The organism is Albidovulum aestuarii, assembly GCF_029961185.1.
GTDB classification, from domain to species: Bacteria; Pseudomonadota; Alphaproteobacteria; order Rhodobacterales; family Rhodobacteraceae; genus Albidovulum; species Albidovulum aestuarii.
Window position 1 is genome coordinate 70,379 of sequence record NZ_JASBQQ010000004.1, and the last position, 21,061, is coordinate 91,439.

23 protein-coding genes and 1 other RNA gene are annotated in these 21,061 nt (G+C 63.5%); 7 read left to right on the forward strand and 17 right to left on the reverse strand.

Annotated elements, in window-relative coordinates; genetic code table 11:
- The 3 genes from QKW60_RS11080 to ccoG are packed head-to-tail and all read right to left on the reverse strand — an operon-like array spanning position 1 to position 4,068.
- Complete coding sequence (locus QKW60_RS11080) at positions 1-2,184, reverse strand: heavy metal translocating P-type ATPase (RefSeq protein WP_282368783.1); 2,184 nt, start codon at positions 2,182-2,184, stop codon at positions 1-3.
- On the reverse strand, positions 2,184-2,639 hold the full coding sequence (locus QKW60_RS11085) for a FixH family protein (RefSeq protein ID WP_282368784.1): 456 nt from the start codon (positions 2,637-2,639) through the stop codon (positions 2,184-2,186). The genes QKW60_RS11080 and QKW60_RS11085 overlap by 1 nt, the downstream gene beginning before the upstream one ends.
- A gap of 1 nt (position 2,640) precedes the next feature.
- Positions 2,641-4,068: a cytochrome c oxidase accessory protein CcoG gene (ccoG, locus tag QKW60_RS11090; protein ID WP_282368785.1), complete on the reverse strand. Its 1,428-nt coding sequence runs from the start codon at positions 4,066-4,068 to the stop codon at positions 2,641-2,643.
- 270 nt (positions 4,069-4,338) lie between these two features.
- Here ccoG and QKW60_RS11095 point away from each other — a divergent pair, with 270 nt between their 5' ends.
- On the forward strand, positions 4,339-5,022 hold the full coding sequence (locus tag QKW60_RS11095) for a DUF2270 domain-containing protein (protein WP_282368787.1): 684 nt from the start codon (positions 4,339-4,341) through the stop codon (positions 5,020-5,022).
- Between the two features lie 184 nt (positions 5,023-5,206).
- The gene (locus QKW60_RS11100; RefSeq protein ID WP_282368789.1) at positions 5,207-5,797 is read left to right on the forward strand and encodes a hypothetical protein; all 591 of its coding nucleotides are present in this window, start codon (positions 5,207-5,209) and stop codon (positions 5,795-5,797) included.
- Between the two features lie 281 nt (positions 5,798-6,078).
- On the opposite strand, the gene ccoP is transcribed toward QKW60_RS11100, so the two are convergent.
- Genes ccoP through ccoN form a run of 4 tightly spaced genes read right to left on the reverse strand, consistent with a single transcriptional unit; the run spans position 6,079 to position 9,481 of the window.
- Complete coding sequence (gene ccoP / locus QKW60_RS11105; RefSeq protein ID WP_282368791.1) at positions 6,079-6,948, reverse strand: cytochrome-c oxidase, cbb3-type subunit III; 870 nt, start codon at positions 6,946-6,948, stop codon at positions 6,079-6,081.
- Between the two features lies 1 nt (position 6,949).
- Complete coding sequence (locus tag QKW60_RS11110) at positions 6,950-7,129, reverse strand: cbb3-type cytochrome c oxidase subunit 3 (RefSeq protein ID WP_282368792.1); 180 nt, start codon at positions 7,127-7,129, stop codon at positions 6,950-6,952.
- 10 nt (positions 7,130-7,139) lie between these two features.
- Positions 7,140-7,865 carry a cytochrome-c oxidase, cbb3-type subunit II gene (ccoO, locus tag QKW60_RS11115; RefSeq protein WP_282368793.1) on the reverse strand — a complete coding sequence of 242 codons (726 nt, stop codon included), beginning with the start codon at positions 7,863-7,865 and terminating at the stop codon, positions 7,140-7,142.
- 14 nt (positions 7,866-7,879) lie between these two features.
- Positions 7,880-9,481: a cytochrome-c oxidase, cbb3-type subunit I gene (gene ccoN, locus QKW60_RS11120; RefSeq protein WP_282368794.1), complete on the reverse strand. Its 1,602-nt coding sequence runs from the start codon at positions 9,479-9,481 to the stop codon at positions 7,880-7,882.
- Positions 9,482-9,689: 208 nt separating this feature from the next.
- On the opposite strand from ccoN, the gene QKW60_RS11125 reads away from it, so the two are divergent.
- Positions 9,690-10,529: a universal stress protein gene (locus QKW60_RS11125; protein WP_282368795.1), complete on the forward strand. Its 840-nt coding sequence runs from the start codon at positions 9,690-9,692 to the stop codon at positions 10,527-10,529.
- A gap of 88 nt (positions 10,530-10,617) precedes the next feature.
- On the opposite strand, the gene rsgA is transcribed toward QKW60_RS11125, so the two are convergent.
- Together rsgA and ffs are read right to left on the reverse strand one after the other, a co-directional pair.
- Entirely contained in the window at positions 10,618-11,658 is a 1,041-nt protein-coding gene (rsgA, locus tag QKW60_RS11130) for a ribosome small subunit-dependent GTPase A (protein ID WP_282368796.1), read from the reverse strand.
- Between the two features lie 159 nt (positions 11,659-11,817).
- Positions 11,818-11,914: signal recognition particle sRNA small type (gene ffs, locus QKW60_RS11135), an RNA gene on the reverse strand.
- Between the two features lie 161 nt (positions 11,915-12,075).
- Between ffs and QKW60_RS11140 the strand changes: the two genes are divergently transcribed.
- Complete coding sequence (locus QKW60_RS11140) at positions 12,076-12,558, forward strand: BrnA antitoxin family protein (protein WP_282368798.1); 483 nt, start codon at positions 12,076-12,078, stop codon at positions 12,556-12,558.
- Positions 12,559-12,626: 68 nt separating this feature from the next.
- On the opposite strand, the gene QKW60_RS11145 is transcribed toward QKW60_RS11140, so the two are convergent.
- On the reverse strand, positions 12,627-13,454 hold the full coding sequence (locus tag QKW60_RS11145; RefSeq protein WP_282368800.1) for an alpha/beta fold hydrolase: 828 nt from the start codon (positions 13,452-13,454) through the stop codon (positions 12,627-12,629).
- A gap of 193 nt (positions 13,455-13,647) precedes the next feature.
- Positions 13,648-14,043: a peptide-methionine (R)-S-oxide reductase MsrB gene (gene msrB, locus QKW60_RS11150; protein WP_282368801.1), complete on the reverse strand. Its 396-nt coding sequence runs from the start codon at positions 14,041-14,043 to the stop codon at positions 13,648-13,650.
- A 105-nt stretch (positions 14,044-14,148) separates the two neighbouring features.
- Between msrB and QKW60_RS11155 the strand changes: the two genes are divergently transcribed.
- Positions 14,149-14,898 (forward strand): GNAT family N-acetyltransferase, encoded by a 750-nt coding sequence (locus QKW60_RS11155; RefSeq protein ID WP_282368803.1) that lies wholly within the window; start codon positions 14,149-14,151, stop codon positions 14,896-14,898.
- Here the strand turns inward: QKW60_RS11155 and QKW60_RS11160 are convergent.
- The 5 genes from QKW60_RS11160 to QKW60_RS11180 form a co-directional block, all read right to left on the reverse strand.
- Positions 14,895-15,410: a protein-tyrosine phosphatase family protein gene (locus tag QKW60_RS11160; protein ID WP_282368805.1), complete on the reverse strand. Its 516-nt coding sequence runs from the start codon at positions 15,408-15,410 to the stop codon at positions 14,895-14,897. The two genes, QKW60_RS11155 and QKW60_RS11160, sit on opposite strands and share 4 nt — an antisense overlap.
- A gap of 3 nt (positions 15,411-15,413) precedes the next feature.
- Complete coding sequence (locus QKW60_RS11165; RefSeq protein ID WP_282368806.1) at positions 15,414-16,184, reverse strand: FadR/GntR family transcriptional regulator; 771 nt, start codon at positions 16,182-16,184, stop codon at positions 15,414-15,416.
- Between the two features lie 103 nt (positions 16,185-16,287).
- Positions 16,288-16,950, reverse strand: a complete 663-nt coding sequence (locus QKW60_RS11170) for a YiaD family glycine zipper/OmpA-like lipoprotein (RefSeq protein WP_282368807.1) — start codon at positions 16,948-16,950, stop codon at positions 16,288-16,290.
- A gap of 101 nt (positions 16,951-17,051) precedes the next feature.
- Complete coding sequence (locus tag QKW60_RS11175; protein WP_282368808.1) at positions 17,052-17,906, reverse strand: methylated-DNA--[protein]-cysteine S-methyltransferase; 855 nt, start codon at positions 17,904-17,906, stop codon at positions 17,052-17,054.
- A gap of 75 nt (positions 17,907-17,981) precedes the next feature.
- Complete coding sequence (locus tag QKW60_RS11180) at positions 17,982-18,590, reverse strand: Hint domain-containing protein (RefSeq protein ID WP_282368809.1); 609 nt, start codon at positions 18,588-18,590, stop codon at positions 17,982-17,984.
- A 125-nt stretch (positions 18,591-18,715) separates the two neighbouring features.
- On the opposite strand from QKW60_RS11180, the gene nth reads away from it, so the two are divergent.
- Together nth and QKW60_RS11190 are read left to right on the forward strand one after the other, a co-directional pair.
- Complete coding sequence (nth, locus tag QKW60_RS11185) at positions 18,716-19,360, forward strand: endonuclease III (RefSeq protein ID WP_282368810.1); 645 nt, start codon at positions 18,716-18,718, stop codon at positions 19,358-19,360.
- Positions 19,357-20,346 (forward strand): adenosine kinase, encoded by a 990-nt coding sequence (locus tag QKW60_RS11190; protein ID WP_282368811.1) that lies wholly within the window; start codon positions 19,357-19,359, stop codon positions 20,344-20,346. The genes nth and QKW60_RS11190 overlap by 4 nt, the downstream gene beginning before the upstream one ends.
- On the opposite strand, the gene QKW60_RS11195 is transcribed toward QKW60_RS11190, so the two are convergent.
- Positions 20,343-21,038, reverse strand: a complete 696-nt coding sequence (locus QKW60_RS11195; RefSeq protein WP_282368813.1) for an SDR family NAD(P)-dependent oxidoreductase — start codon at positions 21,036-21,038, stop codon at positions 20,343-20,345. The genes QKW60_RS11190 and QKW60_RS11195 overlap by 4 nt on opposite strands.
- Positions 21,039-21,061: the final 23 nt, after the last annotated feature.

A 21,061-nucleotide genomic window follows, 5' to 3' on the forward strand; every position in this document is an offset into this window, starting at 1 on the left:
CTACTTCAGCCTGAGCGCGTTGAGCGACACGGTGACCGAGGATGTGGACATCGCGAGTGCCGCAATCAAGGGCGTGGCAAAGCCCAAAAGCGCCACCGGCACGGCGATGGCATTATAGGCAAGCGACAGGGCGAAATTCTGCTTGATCCGGGTCCGGGTCTGCCCGGCGATACGGATCGCGTCCGACAGGGGTGAAAGGTCCTGCCCCAGCAGCACGATGTCCGACGCAACCCGTGCGGCGTCCAGCGCCGTGGCGGGTGAGATCGAGACATGGGCTGAGGCGAGGGCGGCGGTGTCGTTGAGGCCATCACCGACCATCAGCACCCGTGCGCCCTCCTCGTGCAGCGACGCGATCCGCGCCGCTTTCTCGTCGGGGCGCTGGCCGGATCGCCATTCGCCGATGCCGAGGTCGTGCGCGAGGCGCGCGACTGGCACCTCGGTATCCCCCGAAAGCAGGATCACCCGCTTGCCCGCAGCTTTCAGGGCGGCGATGGCCTCTGCCGCGCCGGGGCGGGGACGGTCGGTGAAGGTAAAGGCGCGGGCGGGGGCACCGCCTGTGGCGAGGTAGGTCGCGGTGCCTTCGGCGGCCTCCGCGCCCACCCATTCGGCACGACCGAGCCGGACGATCTTCCCGTTCAGCCGTCCTTCGATCCCGTAGCCCGGGACCTCGCGGATATCGGTGACCTCGGCGGGGGTGATCCCCATCTCGCCAAGTGTCCGGCTCAGGGCGCCGGCCAGCGGATGGGCGGAGGCGGCGGCGAGCGCGGCGGCGGTTTCCAGTTCGGCACGGGGATGGGCAGCGAGGTCGATGGGTTCGGGCGTGCCCATGGTCAGCGTGCCGGTCTTGTCGAAGACGACCGTATCCACCTCGGCCAGCCGTTCGAGCGCGGTGCCGTCCTTGATCAGAAATCCTTTACGGAACAGTTTGCCCGAGGCCGAGGTCACAACCGCAGGCACGGCGAGTGCGAGTGCGCAGGGGCAGGTAATGATGAGGACCGCGGCGGCGATGTTGATCGCGAGACGCAGGTCGCCGGTCAGGTAGAGCCAGGCCGAGAAAGCCGCGAGGGCCATGATGTGCACGACTGGCGAGTAGGCGCGGGCCATGCGATCGGCGAGCGAAGTGTAGCGGGTCTTCGCACTTTCAGCGACGGCGACCAGATCGGCCATCCGGTGGAGCGACGAGTCTCGCCCTGCAGCGGTCACCCGCAGGGTCAAGGGTCCGGTCAGGTTGACCTCGCCCGCGCTGACCACACTGCCCTCGTCCGCGCGGACCGGCAGGGTTTCCCCTGTGAGCAGCGAGCGGTCGATCTCGGATGCGCCCTCGGTCACGATACCGTCCACAGGCATTCGCGCGCCGGGTTTCACCCGAACCAGATCGCCCACCGCGAGTTCGGCAATGGGCACGATCGTTTCCACCCCGCCCGTGCTACGGACCGCACGCGGCACTTCGAGCGCGGCCAGCTCTTCGGCCGCCGACCGCGCTGCGGCGCGTGAACGGTAATCGAGATAGCGGCCTGCGAGCAGGAAGAAACACAGCGAGACGGCGGCGTCGAAATAGGCGTGATGGCCACCCGCGAAGGTTTCGTAGAGTGAAATCGAGGAGGCAAGGATCAGTGCGAGCGAGATGGGCACATCCATGCCGAGCCTGCGCGCCTTCAGGGACGCATAGGCTGACGCGAAGAAGGGTTGGCCGGAAAAGGCAAGAACCGGCAGCGCGATGGCGGCCGATATCCAGTGGAACAGGTCGCGCGTCGCGGCCTCGGCCCCCGACCAGACAGCCACGGACAGGAGCATGATGTTCATCATCGCGAAGCCGGCGACGCCGAGACGCATCAGCAGATCGCGCCCGGCGCGGTCGGTCTCGGTTGTCGAAAGCAGACCCGGGTCAAGCTCATGCGCCGGATAGCCGATGGTTTTCAGCGCCACGATGAGCTTGTCCGCCGTCACGCCCGGCGCGGCAGCGACAGAGACTCGCTTCTGTGTCAGGTTCACGCGCGCTGAACGGACCCCCGGGATCGTGGCGAGCGTGCGTTCGACATCGGAAATGCAGACGGCGCAATGGGCGGTGGGCAGCGAGAGGACCAGCCCGGCCTCTTTTGCGGCCCGGCGTTCGGCAACCGCCTCGGCCGCAGGCGCTGCGACACAGGCCGGGCAGGCCGAAACCGATGGCGCATCCGCCGACATCAGCCGCTCACGAACATGTCCAGCCGCTGGTGGAACCGGGTTCCGTCGGCGGCAAAGGCTTCGAGAAGGATCATCCACTTGCCGGGACCGAGATCCGCGGCGGTGACATAATCGCCGTTCTGCCAGGCGAAGTCCGGCACCAGATCACTGGCCGCCTCCGTCGTGCGGCCGATCGTGGCAGACAGTTTCTCAACCTTCACTGGCAATCCGGCCGCATCGCGGAACGACAGGCGCAGTTCGCCGTCCGTGTAGTGTTCGGTCAGGGTCCAGCCCAGAGCCTCCTGCGCGGCGCGTTCGGAATCGAATGTCTGGGACGCGACGTAGGAGTTCTTTACCTCCAGTCCGGGAAACGTCCGGACCGCCTGCACCGCCATGACCACATTGACGCCAATGATCACGGCGAAGGCCGAGACAGTGATCGCGAGGACTTTGCGGCCTGTCAGTTCACCCTTCATCTCACTGACCCTTTCCGTTGAAGACCGTATCTGCAGAAATCCGGTCGTTGCCTACAGTATCGCTGATCCAGAGCCGGATGTCGCTACGTTCCGCTGTCGCGCCCGATGTGCCTGCCGGTGCCGTGATGTAAAGCCGTTGGGTCAGCGTCGCGTCGGCCGGCACGATCACCTCCAATGCCTCGCTGCCCTCAAGCGCCAGCTTCAACCGCGCGTCCGAACTGATCGAGATGCGGAAGGGGCGGTCGTCCGGATGCTTGTTGCGCAGCCGCAGCGTGTAGGTATTGCGGATCGAACCATCCGACAGGGTGACGTAGAGCGGGTTGCGCTCGGGCGTGACGTTTACGTCGATGGGCGAGCGGATGAAGAGGGCGACGATCATGGCGACGCCAACGAGCGACCAGAGCGTCGTGTAAAGGATCGTCCGGGGGCGGAAGATGTGTTTCCAGATATTCTTCGGGTGTCCACCCGCCCGTTCTGCAGCCTCGTCTTTCAAGGCCATGTAGCCGATCAGGCCACGCGGCTTGCCGATGCGGTCCATCACCTCGTCACAGGCGTCGATGCAAAGTGCGCAGGTGATGCATTCCAGTTGCTGGCCCTCGCGGATGTCGATCCCCATCGGGCAGACATTGACGCAAGCCATGCAGTCGATGCAATCGCCCTGCTTAGTATCCGTCTCGGCCGCCTTCAGCTTGCCGCGCGGCTCTCCCCGCCAGTCGCGATAGCCGACGACCAGCGTATCTTCGTCCATCATCGCGGCCTGAATGCGCGGCCAGGGGCAGGCATAGATGCAGATCTGTTCGCGGGCGAAGCCGCCGAAGAAAAAGGTGGTGAAGGTCAGGATCGCCATCGTCGTATAGGCGATGGGATGGGCATTGCCGGTCACCAGATCGACGGCAAGGGTCGGCGCGTCGGTGAAATAAAAAATCCAAGCCCCGCCGGTCGCGAGGCCGATCAGAAGCCAGATGAACCACTTCGTCAGCCTGAGCCGCCACTTGCGGACATCCCACTTAGAATTCCAGAGGCGCACACGCGCGTTGCGGTCGCCCTCCACCCAGCGTTCGACAAGGATGTAGAGGTCGGTCCAGACGGTCTGCGGGCAGGCATAGCCGCACCAGACCCGGCCGAGCGCCGAGGTGAAGAGGAAAAGGCCGAGCCCCGCCATGATCAGCAAACCGGCGATGAAATAGAACTCGTCGGGCCAGATTTCGATCATGAAGAAGAAGAAGCGCCGGTTGGCCATGTCGACCAGCACGGCCTGATCGGGCAGGTTTGGACCCCGATCCCAGCGAATCCACGGTGTCAGGTAGTAGATGCCGAGGGTAACGGCCATGATCCACCATTTCAGATTGCGAAATGGCCCGCTGACACGGCGGGGAAAGACCGGCTCACGCGCGGCATAGAGCTTCGGCGGGTCCTGAATCTCATTCATGATCTTGAATATCCGACTGTTCGCGCGCCGCTTATCGCAGGGCAGGCTGGCCCCAACCTTGACCCAGATCAAGTGTTCCGGCCAGAGGCGGCGTGGCAAGTTGTCCGCTATGGGTCTGCAGGTGCTGCCATGAACGGGTCATTTAGATGATATCCGGACGGAAGCAGCCCGGAACGTCGATTCCCGCTTGCCCTGATGCCCCGCACGCGCGTCAAATGGATCAGGGAAACCGCGGCAGCCAGCGCGGGTGTCGCGAGGGGGAGCGCGACCATGTCCGAAAAACGTCAGGCCCGGAAGTCCGAGGAATTTTCAGCCGCCGAAATCGGTGCCCTTGCGCACCTTTACCGGGCCGAGGTCTATCGGTCGACCGTCTGGCGAACACGGCTGGATACGACGACGAACTGGTCGGTCGTAACTTTGGGGGTGGCGTTGTCGATCACCTTTTCGGCGCCGACCGCCTCGCCTGTTCCACTCTTGCTGGTCGGTGTCCTGATCATGCTGTTTCTGGCGCTGGAGGCCCGGCGCTATCGCTACTTCAACGTCTTCCGGGCAAGATCGCGCTGGATGGAGCGGTTCTTCTATGTTGCCATGCTACGCGACGGTGATCTGCACACCGAAGATGACTGGCCCGAGGTTCTGGCGGACGACTATCACCAGCCCCGCTATCATGTGTCTTTCATGGTCGCTATCGCGCGACGGGTCCGGCACAACTACCTGTGGATTCTGCTCATTCAGGCGATGGCCTATATCGGCAAGCTGATCGTGCACCCGTTCCCGGTCTCGTCGCTCGACAATTTCATCCACCGGGCGCGGATCGGGCCGCTGGTGCCGGGCGAGGCGGTTCTTGTGATCGGTGCTGTTTATATCGCCAGCTGGGTGGCGCTTGCCATCTGGGTCGGTCGCCGCGATGCGAGGCGTGCTGATGAACGCGGAGGGCTGCCGACGATGGGGTGAAGTCACGCGGCGAAAATGAAAAGTTTTGAACGCGACCAAGCCACCCCGGACCGCTTAAAGCCAATGCAAACCGGTCCTTGGTCGGGTCTCACAAGTCGTTGCGGATCTGTCGATTCTTTCAAATAATCGTGCGTCAATGGATTCACATCAATTTGGGTTCGGAAAGGTCACGTTAGAATGCATCATGACAGCACGTTGCTCAGTTCGACGCCCTTCCTTCAGGTTCAGCCTGATTGTTGTTGTTTTGGGTATGACGGGTTTGTTGGGTGGGTGCGACATCGAACCCCTGTATTCAGGACCATCGCAACCACCTGATCAGATCGCGAGGATCCGAACACATCAAGATATTGGTCTTTTAAATCCCGTAGGTGACTTCAGAATAATTGCAGTTGATGACGTGCCTTGGGCCAAGGGAAGAGGGGTGATGCGCGGCACGATTGCTCCTGGCCACAGACGCATCAAGTTCAGTTACAGGTATGCGCGATGCCGAGCACCGACAACCGCAGAAGCTGCTGGTATGGTCGTGCAGGGCACGGGTGCAGTCATCGGTAACGTGCTGTTTAACGCGGACGTTTTCGATGTGTATTCATGCCCTTCCGTCACTTACGGCATCGATGGAATCGTACCTTTGAACGCTCAACCCGCCGGTGACTACCTGCTGGTTGCTGAACGAGAGTTGGACGTCATTTATGTTCATGTTGAGGACAGAAAAGCGAAAACCAATCTCGGTCAGGTATACTATTATAAAACACGAATGATTGCCGAAGCTCCCTAAGCTTATATCGCTGGTGGTCGGGGAATACTGGTATGCTGGGTGTGTGGTGTGCGAGCTTTCCGTCTATTCCACAAGAACGCCAAGCCAACTTCAGTTGCTATAGATCAAGGGGAGCGGAACGCCGACGATTCTTGAACGAAGAATTGTTCGCACGTGGACTGACACAGCGTAATGAAATCAGCTAAAAGAAAGGCACCGGCGCCCCCAGGAAACGCGCGAACAGGACGGGGCGCCGATGCTCTCTACCCGGGGGACGGGCGCGAACCCGCCCCCCGAATTCTTTATTCGCCACCGCCGCGGCTGTGGACCCAGGCCGAGACCGCGCGGATATCGGCCTCTGAAAGTCGGCCGGTCCACCCCGGCATCACGCCGAAGCGGGCATTGGTGACCGTATCGGTCAGCGATGCCTGATCGCCGCCGTAAAGCCAGATCGCGTCGGTCAGGTTCGGTGCGCCCTGAAACCGGTCGCCGGTGCCGTCCTCGGCATGGCAGGCCGAACAATTGTCGGCGTAGACCGTCGCGCCTTCTGTCGCGAGTCCGGCGTCGTGGTCCTGCCCCGAAAGTTGCATCACATACTGCACGACCTGGTCGATCTGCTCAGGCTCAAGGAGTTCGTCGGCCCCAAAGCGCGGCATTTCGGAATAACGCGCGTCCGGGTCCTCGGTATTGCGGATGCCGTGGCTGACCGTCAGGTGGATATCCTCCATAGTGCCGCCCCACAACCAGTCATTGTCGAGCAGGTTCGGATAGCCCTTGGCACCTGCAGCACCCGACCCGTGACACTGCGCGCACCAAGTGCGGAAGATCGCTCCGCCCGCATTTTGGGTATAGTTGACCAGATCCGGGTCCGAATTGATTTCCGTCAAGTCTGCGGCGACAAGTTTCGCCTCGACCGGGGCATTCGCCTGCTCAAAGCGAGCGATCTCGGCCGCAACGGCTGTGCGGTTGTTGGTTCCGATGATGCCTTGGGTTGCAGAGTTTACCAGCGGCCACGCCGGATAGGCGATGGTATAGAGTACGCCCCAGAAGATCGTCAGATAAAACGTCCAGAGCCACCAGCGCGGCAGCGGGTTGTTGTATTCCTCGATGCCGTCCCAGACGTGACCTGTCGTATCCGGTTCAGCCTGTTGTTTGATCGGTTTCTTGCTCATGTCAGGCCTCCTCCGCCGGGGCGGGTTTGTCTTCATGCCGGAAGGGGATGTTCGAGATGTCGTCGTGCACTCGGCGCGATCCGGGCCGGAAGGCCCAAAGCACGACGCCGAGGAACACGAGGAACAGCGCGAGCAAGGCCCAGCTGTCGGCGAACTGGCGGGTTATGGTGTAAAGATCCATCTCCCCCTCCTCAGCGGTTCGGATCGGGCTGGAAGGTCGTGAAGTCGACCATCGTGCCCAGAACCTGAAGGTAGGCCACCAGCGCATCCATCTCGGTGATGCCCTGCTGCCCGTCGAAGTTCGACACGACAGCGCCCGGATAGCGTTCGATCAGCCCGTCGGTATCGGCGTTCGGATCGGCCTGCGCGGCGAAGTCGGCCTTGGCGAGTTCGATCATCTCGGACGTATAGGGCACGCCGACCAGTGCGTCGGTCGACAGCCGGTCTTCGATGTGATCGGGCTCGATCAGCCGGTTTGAGAGGAAGCCGTATTTCGGCATCACCGATTCCGGGACCACCGATTGCGGATCGGTCAGGTGATCGACATGCCATTCATCCGAATAGCGGCCGCCCACCCGGGCCAGATCCGGCCCGGTGCGTTTCGATCCCCACTGGAACGGATGATCGTACATCGATTCCGCGGCAAGGCTGTAGTGGCCATACCGCTCCACCTCGTCCCGCATCGGCCGGATCATCTGGCTGTGACAGACATAGCAGCCTTCGCGGATATAGATGTCGCGCCCGGTCAGTTCCAGCGGTGTGTAGGGCCGCACGCCTTCGACCTTCTCGATGGTGTTCTCAAGGTAGAAGAGCGGTGCGATCTCCACGATGCCGCCAATGGTGACAACAAGGAACGAGCCGATCAGAAGCGCGGTTGCGTTGGTCTCAAGGAACTTATGCTTGTCAAGGATACCCATCTTGCGCTCCCCCCTTATTCAGCCGGGACCGGCGTCGAAACACTTGCCGTGGCCGGCTGTTTCGCGACGGTTGCCCAGAGGTTGTAGACCATGATGATCGCACCGGTGAGGTAGAGAACCCCGCCCATGCCGCGCACCACATACATCGGGAACTTGGCGCTGACGGTGTCGGCGAAGGCGTTCACGAGGAAGCCCTGATCGTCGACTTCACGCCACATCAGGCCTTCCATGATGCCCGTGACCCACATCGAGGCGGCGTAAAGCACGATCCCGATGGTGGCGAGCCAGAAGTGCCAGCTGACGAGCGTCAGGCTGTAAAGCCGCTCCCGCTTCCAGAGTTTCGGCACCAGGAAGTAGAGCGCGCCGAAGGTGATCATGCCGTTCCAGCCAAGGGCGCCGGAATGGACGTGACCGATGGTCCAGTCGGTGTAGTGGGAAAGGGAGTTCACCGCCTTGATCGACATCATCGGGCCTTCGAAGGTCGACATGCCGTAGAAGCCGATGGAGACGACCATCATCCGGATGATCGGATCAGTGCGGAGCTTGTCCCAGGCGCCCGAGAGCGTCATAAGGCCGTTGATCATGCCACCCCAGCTGGGCATCCACAGGATGATCGAGAACACCATGCCCAGCGTCGATGCCCATTCCGGCAAAGCGGTGTAGTGCAGGTGGTGCGGACCGGCCCAGATATAAAGGAAGATCAGTGCCCAGAAGTGGATGATCGACAGCTTGTAGCTGTAGACCGGCCGTTCGGCCTGCTTCGGCACGAAGTAGTACATCATGCCGAGGAAGCCCGCGGTCAGGAAGAAGCCCACCGCGTTGTGGCCGTACCACCATTGGGTCATCGCATCCTGCACGCCGGCGAAGACCTGCACCGATTTCGAGCCCCAGATCGAGACCGGGATGGAGAGGTTGTTGACCACATGCAGCATCGCCACGGTGACGATGAAGGACAGAAGGAACCAGTTCGCCACGTAGATATGCGGCTCTTTCCGCTTGACGATCGTGCCGAGGAAGACGGCGAGGAAGGCGACCCAGACCACGGTCAGCCACCAGTCGACATACCATTCCGGCTCGGCATATTCCTTGGACTGGGTGGCGCCGAGGATATAGCCCGTCGCGGCCAGCACGATCACCAGCTGGAACCCCCAGAACACGAACCACGCAAGGTTGCCGCCCCAGAGCCGGGCGGCGGAGGTGCGCTGGACGATGTAGAAGGACGACATGATCAGCGCGTTGCCACCGAAGGCGAAGATGACCGCCGAGGTGTGGAGTGGCCTGAGCTTGCCGAAATTCAGGTAACCATGCGTGAGTTCAGAGAAATTCAGCGCCGGAAAAGCAAGCTGGAAGGCGATGGTCACGCCGACGAGAAAACCCACGACCCCCCAGAGGGACGTGGCGATCACGCCTGCGCGGACGACGCCGTCGTTGTATTCATGAACCGGTTCCGGATGATCCTCTCCCACCCTGCGCAGGACCCAAAGGAAGGTCACAGCGGCGGCAAGCATCACTGTCATGGCGTTGACCATATAGGCCAGATCGCGCGCGTAATTGGCAGCGATGGCGGCAAGAACCGCTATCGCGCCGAGTACGGCGAGTTTTACATAATCCCACATCTCAGCGTTCCCTCGTCATGCCTTTGTGCCCGATTCGGGATTTGAACCGGCCACTTCTTGACTGATCGCGTTGTGGCGGCGGGTGGCAATAGCCGCCTTGATCTGGGTCAAATGCCGGGACCGTCCGGGTTGATCCTTGTCAAAGTGGGGACGCGACGCCCGGCCTAGGCTTGTTTCAGCGGCAGCCATGCACCGAGGAGATGCACCGATGGCCTTCAAATCCATTCTCACCATCATCACAGACGCGGGCAGAAGCGCTGCCCAGATCGACGCCGCCGTGGCGCTGGCGCGGCGCGAGGACGCACATCTTGATGTGCTATGCGTTGGCGTCGACCTGACCCAGACCGGTTACTACTACGCTGGCGCAACCGCGATTCTCACGCAGGAGGCCTACAATCAGGCGCGGGAAGAGGCGGACAAGGCGGAAGCGTCGGTGCGCGCCCGGCTCGATGCGGAAGACATCCGCTGGGGTGTCGATACCGCCGTTGCCCAGATCGGCGCGCTTGGCGGGCCGGTGGCGATGCTGGCGCGGTTTTCCGACCTCGTGATCCTGTCAAAACCCTATGGTCCCGGAGGCAGCCAGGCTGCCGAGGCGATCGTGGAGGCTGCGCTTTTCGAGGGCCGCGCGCCGGTTCTGATCCTGCCTGAGGGCTATTCGGGGGCCGACTATGGTACCCGTATCGCGCTGGCCTGGAACCAGAGCGATCAGGCATTGTTCGCGACCCGTGCCGCGCTGCCGGTGCTGAAGGCCGCCACCATGGTCGACATCACCATCATCGACCCGCCGACCCATGGTCCGGAACGTTCCGATCCCGGCGGGATGCTGTCCCAGCTTCTGTCGCGCCACGGCGTTCATGCCGAGGTTTCGGTTCTGGCCAAGACCCTGCCGAAGACGTCCGAGGTTCTTGCCCGCCATGTCCGCGACATCAATGCCGATCTCGTTGTGATGGGCGCCTACGGCCATTCGCGGTTCCGCGAGGCGATCCTCGGCGGCACCACGCGCAACATGCTGGAACATTGCGAAGTTCCGGTGCTGATGGCGCACTGAACCAGTCGTTCTTCCTGGTTGCGAATCCGATAGCCTGACCCCCATCCCCGCACCTTCTCGGGGAGGAGATGGGGGCAGGTAGGTAGTGTCAGTTCGGGCGTTTTGCCTTCATCGCCTGCTTGACGACCTTGGAAAACGCCTTGCCCCGGCGCCGTTTCTCGGCAGCCGTGGCTGCATGCGCGGCGTCCTCTGCCTTCAGCTTCTTCCAGCGTTCCAGACGCGCCGAGTCGACCCGCCCCGCGGCAATTGCCGCCTGCACGGCGCAGCCCGGTTCCGGCCCGTGGGTGCAGTCGCGGAAGCGGCATTCTCCGGTGAGTTCCGTAATCTCGCCAAAGGCTTCGTCGATGCCCTCGGCCATGTCGGTCAGGCGAAGTTCCCGCATGCCCGGCGTGTCGATCAGCCAGCCGCCGCCGGGGATCGCATGCATCTCGCGCGCGGTCGTCGTGTGGCGGCCTTTCATGTCGTCCTCGCGCACCTCGCTGGTCTCCAGGTCGATGCCGGTGAGCGCCGAGGCGAGCGTCGATTTGCCCACCCCCGACATGCCGAGGAAGGCCACGGTCTTGCCCGGTCCGCACCAGTCGCGGAGCGTTTCGACCGCGCCGGGGGATTTGGCGTTCAGGAGAATTGCCGGAACCGAAGGCGCGATTGCGCGAAGCCGGTCAAGATAGCTTTCGGGGTCATCTGTCTTGTCGGCCTTGGTGACCACGAAGACCGGGGGAATACCGCCTGCATGGGTCAAGGCGAGGTAGCGTTCGAGCCGCGCCTCGTTGAATTCCTCGGTGCAGGAGGTGGTCAGAAAGACCGTATCGACATTCGCGACGATCAGCTGTTCGCGTGAGGCATCGCCCGCCGCGCGCCGGAAAATCCTTGTTTTCCGGTCAAGTAGCCGTTCAGCCCGGTCCGTTGAGGGGTCGGCGAGAACCCAGTCGCCGACCGCGACATCGCCTGCGGACAGGCCGGGTGGCAGGGTGAGGAGAAGCGGGCCGCTTTCGGACAATACGCTCAGCCGGTCGCGGTGGACGCCGGTGACGCGGGCTGGTTTGAGGCTCTCCAATTCATCCGTGTCGAGCTGGCGCAGGAAGTCCGCCGACCATCCGAGATCGGCAAGGGAATGGGAATTCTGGTTCAATGTTCTGCCCTCTTGGCAAACCGATATCTTTGCCTGTCAGCAGGTGCTGCAGGCGGGGAATGTCGGGATGGGCGGGGCAGATCGGTGGTCTCAGATAGCCCCGGCCCGGAGGGAAACAAGCTCTGTCATGTTCAACTCCTTTGCCGGTTTGAGACCGAAGGTGAGAGGCTGGACAACGACCCAAGCGGGGCTCGTTACGGCTGCTTCCTTCCGGACCTGACCGGGTTGGCGAGGCGCTCGCCCGCGCCAACCTCTCGGGGTCCGATATAAAGGCTGGTCCGCGGATTCGCAAGGCTGGGCCGGGTCGGCACGCCGTCGGCATTCTGTCGGCAAAACGTATGGCAGGACCGCGCGGCCCGTTCGGCCGGCCTTTACCCGGTTCGGCGAGGCTGAACCGGCCCAAAAGGAGCCGAGCCGATGACCGATCCCGCGCCACAAAGTGCCGAACCGCCCCGCCGCTTTACCCAGACCCGCACCGCCCGGATGGCCCGCGCACGGCTGGCGCGGCATCTTCAGGGGCTTGGCGATGACGAGGGTCTGTGGTTCCGGGTGCAGGAACGGGTGCCGGAAGCCTGGGCCACGGTCGAGGAGGATATCGACTGCGAGGAAGAGAAGGTGAAGATCACGCTCAGGCTCGACGCCAGCGTGGCGAAGCTCTTCCGCTCCATGGGCAAGGGCTATCAGGCACGGATCAACCATATCCTTGCGACCTACGCCCAGATGCGGATGGGCGAGATCGAGCGGCAGGCCCGCGACCTTGGGGCGGTGATGGGCGAGTTCGGTGTCGTTCAGTCGGAGGAGGCGCGGCAGACCTATCTGTCCCTGCGCGACACGGAGGGGCTGTTTGATGCGGAAAGCCGCAGCCTGCTGGATGCAGCTTTTGGGGTCGGGGGGATGTGAGCGCCTTCGGAGCTGGCTCAGCGCGTGCGGCGGATCTGTGTTGGTCTGCTTGGAGCCCGGAGCGGACGCTACTCGCCGCTGTCAAGCTCCATGCGGTCCAGCCAGTCGATGATCAGCGATCGGAATAAATCTCTTCTGGCTGGAGCGATGAAGTGTCCACAGCCATCGAGCACGGCGAACGTCGCTCTGGGAAAACGCTCAACAGACATCCACGCGTCACGATATCCAGCAATAGTATCTTGCCTGCCCCCGAGTATCAGCGATGGGGCAGAGAATGGTGCGCCGACCTCGTCCGGGTTGAAACTGAAAGCGTAGTTTTCAGGGCGCCAGCTTTCCAAAGCGGCCGCCTCATCAAGCTGGGATAGCGCCGGGAGAAGGCATGAAGTGTCCCAATCAACGAGAGCGGTGTCGCGAACAGGCTGAATGAAGCGCAGCGTATCGGTTCGGTCTCCAGCCTTCTTTGCGAACCCATCCTCTTCGAAGATGGTCGATGGTTCGGGCAAGTCACGCGTTTCATAGTCAATTACAAAGGGCGTGGCATTGATAAACACCCCAAGAAGTCTGTCCGGGTACTTGGCTGCAAGTCCTCGAACAAGGTGTCCGCCAGCCGACATTCCTGCAACCGCAAATCGTTTTCCGGGCGCGACAGCGTCAATGAACCCAACCACATGGTTCAGAAGTGCGTCGAAAGTCATCGGCCTTGGCAGGGTCGGAGTGCGTCCGTGGGCGGGCAGGTCAGGATATACCCGATGCCATCCGGCGCGGTCTTGGAACGCAGGCTCCATTTCGTCCATCATATGTCGGTGATCAAGATAACCGCCATGAAGCATGAGGATCGGCCACCCCGAACCGCGTTCCTCGAAGTTGACTTCAATCCCATCTACTTGGATCAGCATCTTTCAATTCCATAGGCAAATTGAAGGTCTGATCATGATAGAACTCATCAAGCTTGTCACCTGCCATGCAAGGCAGAGAAGGGCCGTCACACAACGCGAGGATAATCGGGACTGAACAATCTTCCGAAAATTTTCTCAGATGTCGGCTTTGTCCCGCATAGCGGACCAACGGCGATCTCGCGCTATCGCCCGGCTAGTCCTTCGGACGGTGGTCCAGCGCCACGCCGTTGATGCAGTAGCGCAGGCCGGTCGGTTTCGGACCGTCGGGGAAGACATGGCCGAGATGGGCGTCGCAGGCGGCGCAATGGACCTCGGTCCTGCGCATGAACCAGCTTCGATCCTCGGCTTCGCCGACGGCCTCGCCGTCCATCGGCTTGTAGAAGCTGGGCCAGCCGGTGCCGGAATCGAACTTGGCGTCGGCGTCAAAGAGCGGCTGGCCGCAGCAGACGCAATGAAAGGTCGCGGGCCCCTTGGGGAAGTCGTCGTGGGTGAAGGCGCGTTCGGTCGCGTGCTTGCGCGTCACCTTGTAGGCAAGGTCGGAAAGCTGGGCGCGCCATTCCTCGTCGGATTTCTCGATCTTTTCGGCCATCGGTGCCCTCCATTCCATTCCAACAAGCCGCGAAAACGCGTTACAACGACTGGGTTGGAATGTAGGGCAGGCCGTGCCGTCAGCCAAGCGGGAGAGTGCCGAAAAATGCAGCCGATGCGACGGGGCCGGTACCTGGCCCGGCTGGCCGGGGGCGGGCGTGATGTCGAACGCGCGCAGATGCTGCGCGGTCATGCCTTTCGCGGCGGCGCTGTCGGTGCGCGTGACACGGATCGGTTCGACAACCTCTGCCGTCATGTTCTGATCGAGGAGGCGGAGGGTGGCGCGCTGGTCGCGACCTTCCGGCTGATGCCGCTTGGCTCGGGGCGCGAGATCGGCCAGTGCTATTCTGCGCAGGTCTACGATCTGTCGGCTTTGGAGCGGATGGACCGGCCGATGCTGGAACTGGGGCGGTTCTGTCTGGCGCCCGGCCAGCGCGACCCCGACATCCTGCGCCTTGCCTGGGGCGCGATCACGGCAGAGGTCGACGCGATATCTGCGGGGCTGCTCTTTGGCTGTTCATCCTTTGCCGGGACCGATGCCGCGATTTATCGCGATGCGTTCGGCTGGCTTGCCACGCGGCATCTTGCCCCCCCCGACCTGCGGCCGGCCCGGCGCGCGCCTGAGTCCGTGGCGCTGGCGGAAGGGGGGGCAGCCGAGCCCGATCCGGGTCGGGCGTTGCGGACCCTGCCGCCACTTCTTAGGGCCTATGTCGGGATGGGCGGCTGGGTCGGCGATCACGCGGTGATCGACCGTGAGTTGGGAACGATGCATGTCTTCACCGGGCTGGAGGTAGACCGGGTACCCGCCGCCCGCGCCCGCAGCCTGCGGATCGTTGCCGGGTCGGGTCCGGCCTAGGGCCTTGGGGCGATGCCTGCGGCCCAGAGCCGCTGCGCCTCGGTCTCGACCGCGCAGGGGCGGACGGCGCGGAGGCGGGCAAGTGCTGCATCGGCGGGTTCACCGAGTTCGATCATGAGCCGCAGAACGGCCATGCCGGACCGGCCGCAGCCACCGAGACAATGGGTGAGCACGCGGCCGCCATCCGAGAGCAGGCGCCGCGCCTCAAGCGAGGCTCCGGCCCAGCTGTCGCGCAAAGACGCGCTGTCAGCGCCGAAATCCTCGACCGGAAGGTGGTGCCAGACGGTTCCGTGTTTGGCGAGGTCCGCGGGCAGGGTGGAGGCCCCATATTCCACCAGTTCCGGTTCCGTCGCCATGGACAGGACGAGGCCCGCCCCCCAGACACGGATCATGCCGAGGTCGCCGGGATAGTCGCCATACCGCCCCGGCATCGGGCAGAGCGCAAGTCGCCCGCCGCCTGCCGCAATCTCGAAAATGCCGAAGCCCGTGTTGGCGGGGCGGCTGGTTGTCACAGCTCAGCTCCGCGCTTTTTCGTGCTCGAACCGAAGCTGCGCCAGCTTCTCGTTCCGGTCGGCCTTCAGATCGTCCTCAAGGGCCTGACGGACAAAGCTGAGATGTGTCTCGACGGCACCCCGGGCCGCTTCGGGGTTGCGCGCCTGTAGCGCGTCGTTGATCGCCCGGTGCTGGTCGAGCAGCGTTCCCCTCGTCATGCGTTGCTTGAACATGACCTTGCGGTTGTAGAAGACCCCCTGACGGAGAAGGTCGAACATGGAACGCATCATGTGCAGCATGACGACGTTGTGGCTGGCCTCGATGATCGCCATGTGAAACTCGGCATCCAGCCGCGCCTCGTCCGACGGGTCGCGCTTGAGATGTGCGGTCTCCATCTTGGAAAAGATTGCGGCGACGACCGAGAGGTCGGTGTCCGAGGCGAGGCGGGCGGCGCGTTCGGCGGCCAGCCCCTCAAGATCGCGGCGGAAATCGAGATAGTCGAAGACCGCGTCCTCGTGCCGGGCGAACAAGTCGATGAGCGCGGGCGAGAAGGCGGAGCCGAGAACCTCGGCGACGAAGATGCCAGATCCGGCGCGCGTCGTCAGGAGGCCAACCTCCTGCAAGGCCGACACTGCGTCGCGGAGCGAGGGACGCGAGACGCCGAGCCGCTCCGAAAGCTCGCGTTCCGAGGGCAGCCGTTCGCCCGGGCGCAGGATGCCGTGCAGGATCAGGCTTTCGATCTGGCGGGCGACGCTGTCGGAGAGCTTCTCTGGCTCGATCTTGCGGAAGGGCATGGCGGTCCTCGTCAACTGGTCAAGTCATATGACCGCGTGAGCGAAGGGGCAATGGAAAAGGCCGGGCGTGATGGCCCGGCCTTTCTGTTTCGTTGGCGCTGGATCAGCCCGTCGGGATGATCAGGATCTCCACCCGGCGGTTCTGGGCGCGTCCCTCGGGCGTCAGGTTCGACGCGACGGGAACATCCTCGCCACGGCCATAGGCGACGAGACGGCCGCCCGAGACGCCGGCGTTGCGCAGGACGGCCGAGACCGCCATGGCGCGGCGCTGCGAGAGGTCCTGGTTGTAGGCGGCCGAGCCGGTATTGTCGGTATGGCCGATGATCTCCACCCGGCTGTTCGGGTAGCGGTTGAGGTTGTCGGCGACCGCATAGAGATCATTCTGGATCGATGGCATGACCGCGGCGCTGTCGACAGCGAAGAGAAGCCCTTCGGGCATGACGACGCGAAGCTGGTTGCCTTCGTTGATGATGCGGATGCGGCTGTCGTTGATCTCGGCCTGCAGTTCGGCCGCCTGACGGTCGAGGTTGTGGCCGATCACGCCGCCGGCAAGGCCGCCGATCGCGGCGCCGACCACGGCGCGGTCGAGCTTGTCCTTGCCGCCGTCGCCGGTGAGGATGCCCAGCCCGGCGCCGATGGCCGCGCCGGTCAGCGCGCCTTCCTTGGTGCGCTGGTTCGGGTTCGACGAATATTCATCGACCGGGGTACAGGCCGTGAGCGTCAGAACCGCTGCGGTCCCGGCGACGAGAATCGTTTTGATGTGCATGCAAGCTGCTCCGATTTGTTATCTGCGCGCTACTTCGGAGATTATCCGTTGTTAGGCAATAACGCGCGATCCGAAATTCGGTTCCAGCAGCTTTTCGCCTATCAGGCGGCGCCGTCCGCCTCGGCCCGAGCGGCCTCCCATGCCAGCATGGCGCGCTTGACCGGCAGGCCCCAGTGATAGCCGCCGAGGCCGCCCGATTTGCGGATCGCCCGGTGGCAGGGGATGAGCCAGCTGACCGGGTTGCGTCCGACCGCCGTGCCGACGGCGCGGACGGCGCGCGGATTGCCGATGGCACCTGCGATATCGGAATAGGTGGTGACATGGCCTGAGGGGATGGTCAGGATAGCTTCCCAGACCTTGATCTGGAACGGCGCGCCAATCAGGTGCAGCCGCGCCTCGCCCGCCTGCGCGAAGGCTGCCGTGACCCAGGGTTCCAGCGTCGCGGGGGCCTCGTCGAAGCGGGCGCGGGGCCAACGTGCGGCGAGATCGGCGAAGGCGGCATCACGTCCCGTTTCCGCAGTGAAGGCCATGCCGCAGAGGCCGCGTTCGGTGCCCATTGCGAGCGCCTCGCCGAAGGGCGTGGGGAACCAGCCGTAGCGGACGCTCAGTCCTTCCCCCGCACGGGCATAGTCGCCGGGGCTCATCGCCTCCCATCTGAGGAAGAGATCGTGGAGGCGGCCGGTGCCGGACAGTCCGGCCTCAGCCGCGGTGTCGAGAAGCGTGTGCCGGTCGGCCAGCAGCCGTCGGGCAAGGTCGATGGTCAGGTATTGCTGGTAGCGCTTGGGCGAGACGCCGACCCAGCGCGAGAAAACGCGCTGGAAATGCGCGGGGCTCATCGACAGGCGTGCGGCCAGATCGTCGAGCGGCATCGCGGTGCCGCCCTCGGCATCAATGAGGGTCAGGGCGCGGGCGATGACGCCGTAATGGTAGCGGTCGTCGGTGGGGTGGGTCAGCATGGTCCGGTCTCCTTGCCCATGAAGATAGGCGAGCGGAGGCGGGCGCGCGACCCGGATCATGCGGCTTTATCGGTGTCAGGCGGCGAGGCCCCCGGTGCGGGGAAAGGGGCCGAGGATCGCGGCGGTTTCGTTCCGGGAAAGGCAGGTCCGCGCGGTCTGAATATGCGGTGCGCGCAGGCAGTCGCGAAGGCGGGTGCTGAATGCGGCGGGCAGTGTGGTGAACCAGTCTGCATCAGCAAAGAGGCTTTCGCACCAGATGCCATTGGCGAGGATCAGTTCGTGTTCGCTGAGGAGAAGCTGAAACAGGGGAACAGATTGAGGCAAGTCTGACGACTGGTGGCCATTCCCCGCCAGATGGTCGGTCGTGGCGAGCGCCTCGTGATCCCCGATATGGAGGGCCACGCCGGGACCGGAGAGAAGCAGACGGTGATGTGCGCCGAGATGGAGAGGGCGCTGCGGCAGGCCGGGGCCGAGGCTGCCCGCCGGGATCCGGACCTGTGAAAGTCGCTGCCGGGAAAGCCGGCCCGACCAGAGAAGTGGTCTGTAGCCATGATCCATCGTCAGGATACGGTCGCCGTCTATGAGGTGTTCCACCGTCACCTCGCCCCGTTCTGTGGCGATACCGGTGCCGGGGGCAAAGCCCGTGGCCTGCGGGGCCGGGGAATGATGCGGCGGTGATGTCATGACGCCTCCTTGCCGTGAGGCACAGGGTCTCCAAGGGCCACGAAATCCCGGTTAATGCAGCGGGAGGAAATCCTTCGAATTGTACGCGCTTGCCTCGCGCGCGCGGCCATTGCATACCGGCTCTCATGGCGCGACAGCTCGACTATCATACGATCCAAGCGATCTTCACCCGCTTCCGTGAGGCCGAGCCCGAGCCGAAGGGCGAGCTGGAGCATGTGAATGCCTTCACGCTTGTCGTCGCTGTGGCCTTGTCGGCGCAGGCGACCGATGCGGGGGTGAACAAGGCGACGCGGGCCCTGTTCAGGATCGCCGATACGCCGGAAAAGATGCTGGCCTTGGGCGAAGAGGGGCTGATCGAGCATATCAAGACCATCGGCCTCTTCCGCCAGAAGGCGAAGAACGTCATCAAGCTCAGCCGCATTCTTGTCGAGGAGTATGGCGGCGAGGTTCCGTCCTCCCGCGCGGCCTTGCAATCGCTGCCCGGCGTCGGGCGCAAGACGGCCAATGTCGTCCTGAACATGTGGTTCAAACAGCCCGCACAGGCGGTCGATACCCATATCTTCCGCGTGGGCAACCGAACCGGTATCGCGCCGGGTAAGGATGTGGATGCGGTCGAGCGCGCGATTGAGGACAATATCCCGGCCGAGTTCCAGCAGCATGCCCATCACTGGCTGATCCTGCATGGCCGCTATATCTGCGTGGCGCGCAAACCCAAATGCGGCGCCTGCCATATCCGAGAGTATTGCCAATTTGAGGAGAAGACCCTTTGACCAAGTATCAGGTCGTTGGCATCGGCAATGCCATGGTCGATGTGCTCACCCAATGCGATGACGACTTCCTCGACTGGATGGGGATCGAAAAGGGGATCATGCAGCTTGTCGACCGCGAGCGGGGCGAGACGCTTTATGCCGCGATGAAGGAGCGCACGCAGGCGCCGGGCGGATCGGTCGGCAATACGCTGGCGGGGCTTGGCAATCTGGGGCTGAAGACGGCCTTTGTCGGCAAGGTCAAGGATGACGCGCTGGGTCGGTTCTATGCCAAGTCGCTGGAGGCCGAGGGCACGGATTTCCCGAACCCGCCCTCTGCGGCAGCGGACCTGCCGACCTCGCGCTCGATGATCTTCGTCAGCCAGGATGGCGAGCGCTCGATGAACACCTATCTGGGCGCGGGGGCGGATTTCGGACCTGAGGATCTGGATGAAGAGGTGGTGAAATCCACCGACTACCTGTTCCTTGAGGGCTATCTTTTCGACAAGGATCAGGGCAAGGCTGCGTTCCTGAAGGCCGCCGAGGCCTGTCACAAGGGTGGCGGCAAGGCGGGAATTTCGCTCTCGGACCCGTTCTGCGTCGATCGGCATCGCGCCGATTTCCGGCGGCTGGTGCATGACCAGATGGATTACGTGATCGGCAACCAGCATGAATGGTGCGCGCTTTATCAGACCGAGGACCTTGAGGCGGCGCTGAAGCAGGCGCAGGCCGATTGTCCGCTGATCGTCTGCACGCGGTCGGGCGCGGATGTCGTCATCCTGCGCGGCGAGGAACGGGCAGAGGTGCCGGTGCATCGTGTCGTGCCCGTCGATGCGACCGGGGCGGGAGACCAGTTCGCGGCGGGGTTCCTCTATGGGTTGGCGACCGGCCAGTCTTTGACCAAGGCCGGCCGTATGGGCTGCATCGCGGCGGGAGAGGTCATCAGCCATTTCGGTGCAAGGCCCGAGACCGACGTCAAGGCGCTTTTCCGGGCGCAGGGGTTGATCTAGGACCCGGGGCTGTCCGCTTCGCCCACGGGACAGATGCCGAGGCGGGAACGCCGCGCCGGTCCCGGCGGAAACCAAGGGGCTCGGAGGCATAGGTGCGGTTTGCCACGATCAATGGCCGTCAGGATGCGACTTGCGGCCTTCGATTGATCGTCCGGGGTCGCAGTCAGCAGCCAGGGTGCGATTGTCGCGGTGGTGACGCTGGAGCGTTGCCCCGCATTCCAGGCCTGCCGCCTGAGCGTCGATGTCAGTTGCGCGAAGCCGGTTGCAAGATCGCCCTCGGGCAGAACCAGCGCGAAGGTGGTGCGCCCTGTATCGCTGAGTGCGGGCCACAGCAGCCCGGCAAGGGCGGCGGGGCCAAAGACAGTGCGCAGGGATGTTTCGGGTTCGCAGCTGGTGCGGCTGGCCATGCCACCTGCGTTGCAGATAATGCCCGCAAGACGGGGATGATCCTCGGCGATCCAGCGGGCAACCTCGACCGGTGCCTTGGGGTCGGCAAGGTCGCGGGCAAGTGGCCGGAACGTGTCGCCGAGACCTCGCTGCATCGCGGCCAGTGCGCCCGCATTGCGGTCAATGGCGAGAACCACCGCGCCTTGCGCCACGAGCCCCCGTGCAAGCGAGGGTCCGAGCCCTTCGGTGGCGCCGGTCAAAAGAAAGGTCTGGTCAAAGAAGATGCTGTGTTCGGCACCGAACATGGATGCCCCCTTGATTGAATGCC

Coding starts and splice junctions, on each gene's coding strand:
- QKW60_RS11080 (WP_282368783.1), bottom strand. CDS start 2,184: ATGTCGGCGGATGCGCCATCGGTTTCGGCCTGCCCGGCCTGTGTCGCA.
- QKW60_RS11085 (WP_282368784.1), bottom strand. CDS start 2,639: ATGAAGGGTGAACTGACAGGCCGCAAAGTCCTCGCGATCACTGTCTCG.
- ccoG (WP_282368785.1), bottom strand. CDS start 4,068: ATGAATGAGATTCAGGACCCGCCGAAGCTCTATGCCGCGCGTGAGCCG.
- QKW60_RS11095 (WP_282368787.1), top strand. CDS start 4,339: ATGTCCGAAAAACGTCAGGCCCGGAAGTCCGAGGAATTTTCAGCCGCC.
- QKW60_RS11100 (WP_282368789.1), top strand. CDS start 5,207: ATGACAGCACGTTGCTCAGTTCGACGCCCTTCCTTCAGGTTCAGCCTG.
- ccoP (WP_282368791.1), bottom strand. CDS start 6,948: ATGAGCAAGAAACCGATCAAACAACAGGCTGAACCGGATACGACAGGT.
- QKW60_RS11110 (WP_282368792.1), bottom strand. CDS start 7,129: ATGGATCTTTACACCATAACCCGCCAGTTCGCCGACAGCTGGGCCTTG.
- ccoO (WP_282368793.1), bottom strand. CDS start 7,865: ATGGGTATCCTTGACAAGCATAAGTTCCTTGAGACCAACGCAACCGCG.
- ccoN (WP_282368794.1), bottom strand. CDS start 9,481: ATGTGGGATTATGTAAAACTCGCCGTACTCGGCGCGATAGCGGTTCTT.
- QKW60_RS11125 (WP_282368795.1), top strand. CDS start 9,690: ATGGCCTTCAAATCCATTCTCACCATCATCACAGACGCGGGCAGAAGC.
- QKW60_RS11140 (WP_282368798.1), top strand. CDS start 12,076: ATGACCGATCCCGCGCCACAAAGTGCCGAACCGCCCCGCCGCTTTACC.
- QKW60_RS11145 (WP_282368800.1), bottom strand. CDS start 13,454: ATGCTGATCCAAGTAGATGGGATTGAAGTCAACTTCGAGGAACGCGGT.
- msrB (WP_282368801.1), bottom strand. CDS start 14,043: ATGGCCGAAAAGATCGAGAAATCCGACGAGGAATGGCGCGCCCAGCTT.
- QKW60_RS11155 (WP_282368803.1), top strand. CDS start 14,149: ATGCAGCCGATGCGACGGGGCCGGTACCTGGCCCGGCTGGCCGGGGGC.
- QKW60_RS11165 (WP_282368806.1), bottom strand. CDS start 16,184: ATGCCCTTCCGCAAGATCGAGCCAGAGAAGCTCTCCGACAGCGTCGCC.
- QKW60_RS11170 (WP_282368807.1), bottom strand. CDS start 16,950: ATGCACATCAAAACGATTCTCGTCGCCGGGACCGCAGCGGTTCTGACG.
- QKW60_RS11175 (WP_282368808.1), bottom strand. CDS start 17,906: ATGCTGACCCACCCCACCGACGACCGCTACCATTACGGCGTCATCGCC.
- QKW60_RS11180 (WP_282368809.1), bottom strand. CDS start 18,590: ATGACATCACCGCCGCATCATTCCCCGGCCCCGCAGGCCACGGGCTTT.
- nth (WP_282368810.1), top strand. CDS start 18,716: ATGGCGCGACAGCTCGACTATCATACGATCCAAGCGATCTTCACCCGC.
- QKW60_RS11195 (WP_282368813.1), bottom strand. CDS start 21,038: ATGTTCGGTGCCGAACACAGCATCTTCTTTGACCAGACCTTTCTTTTG.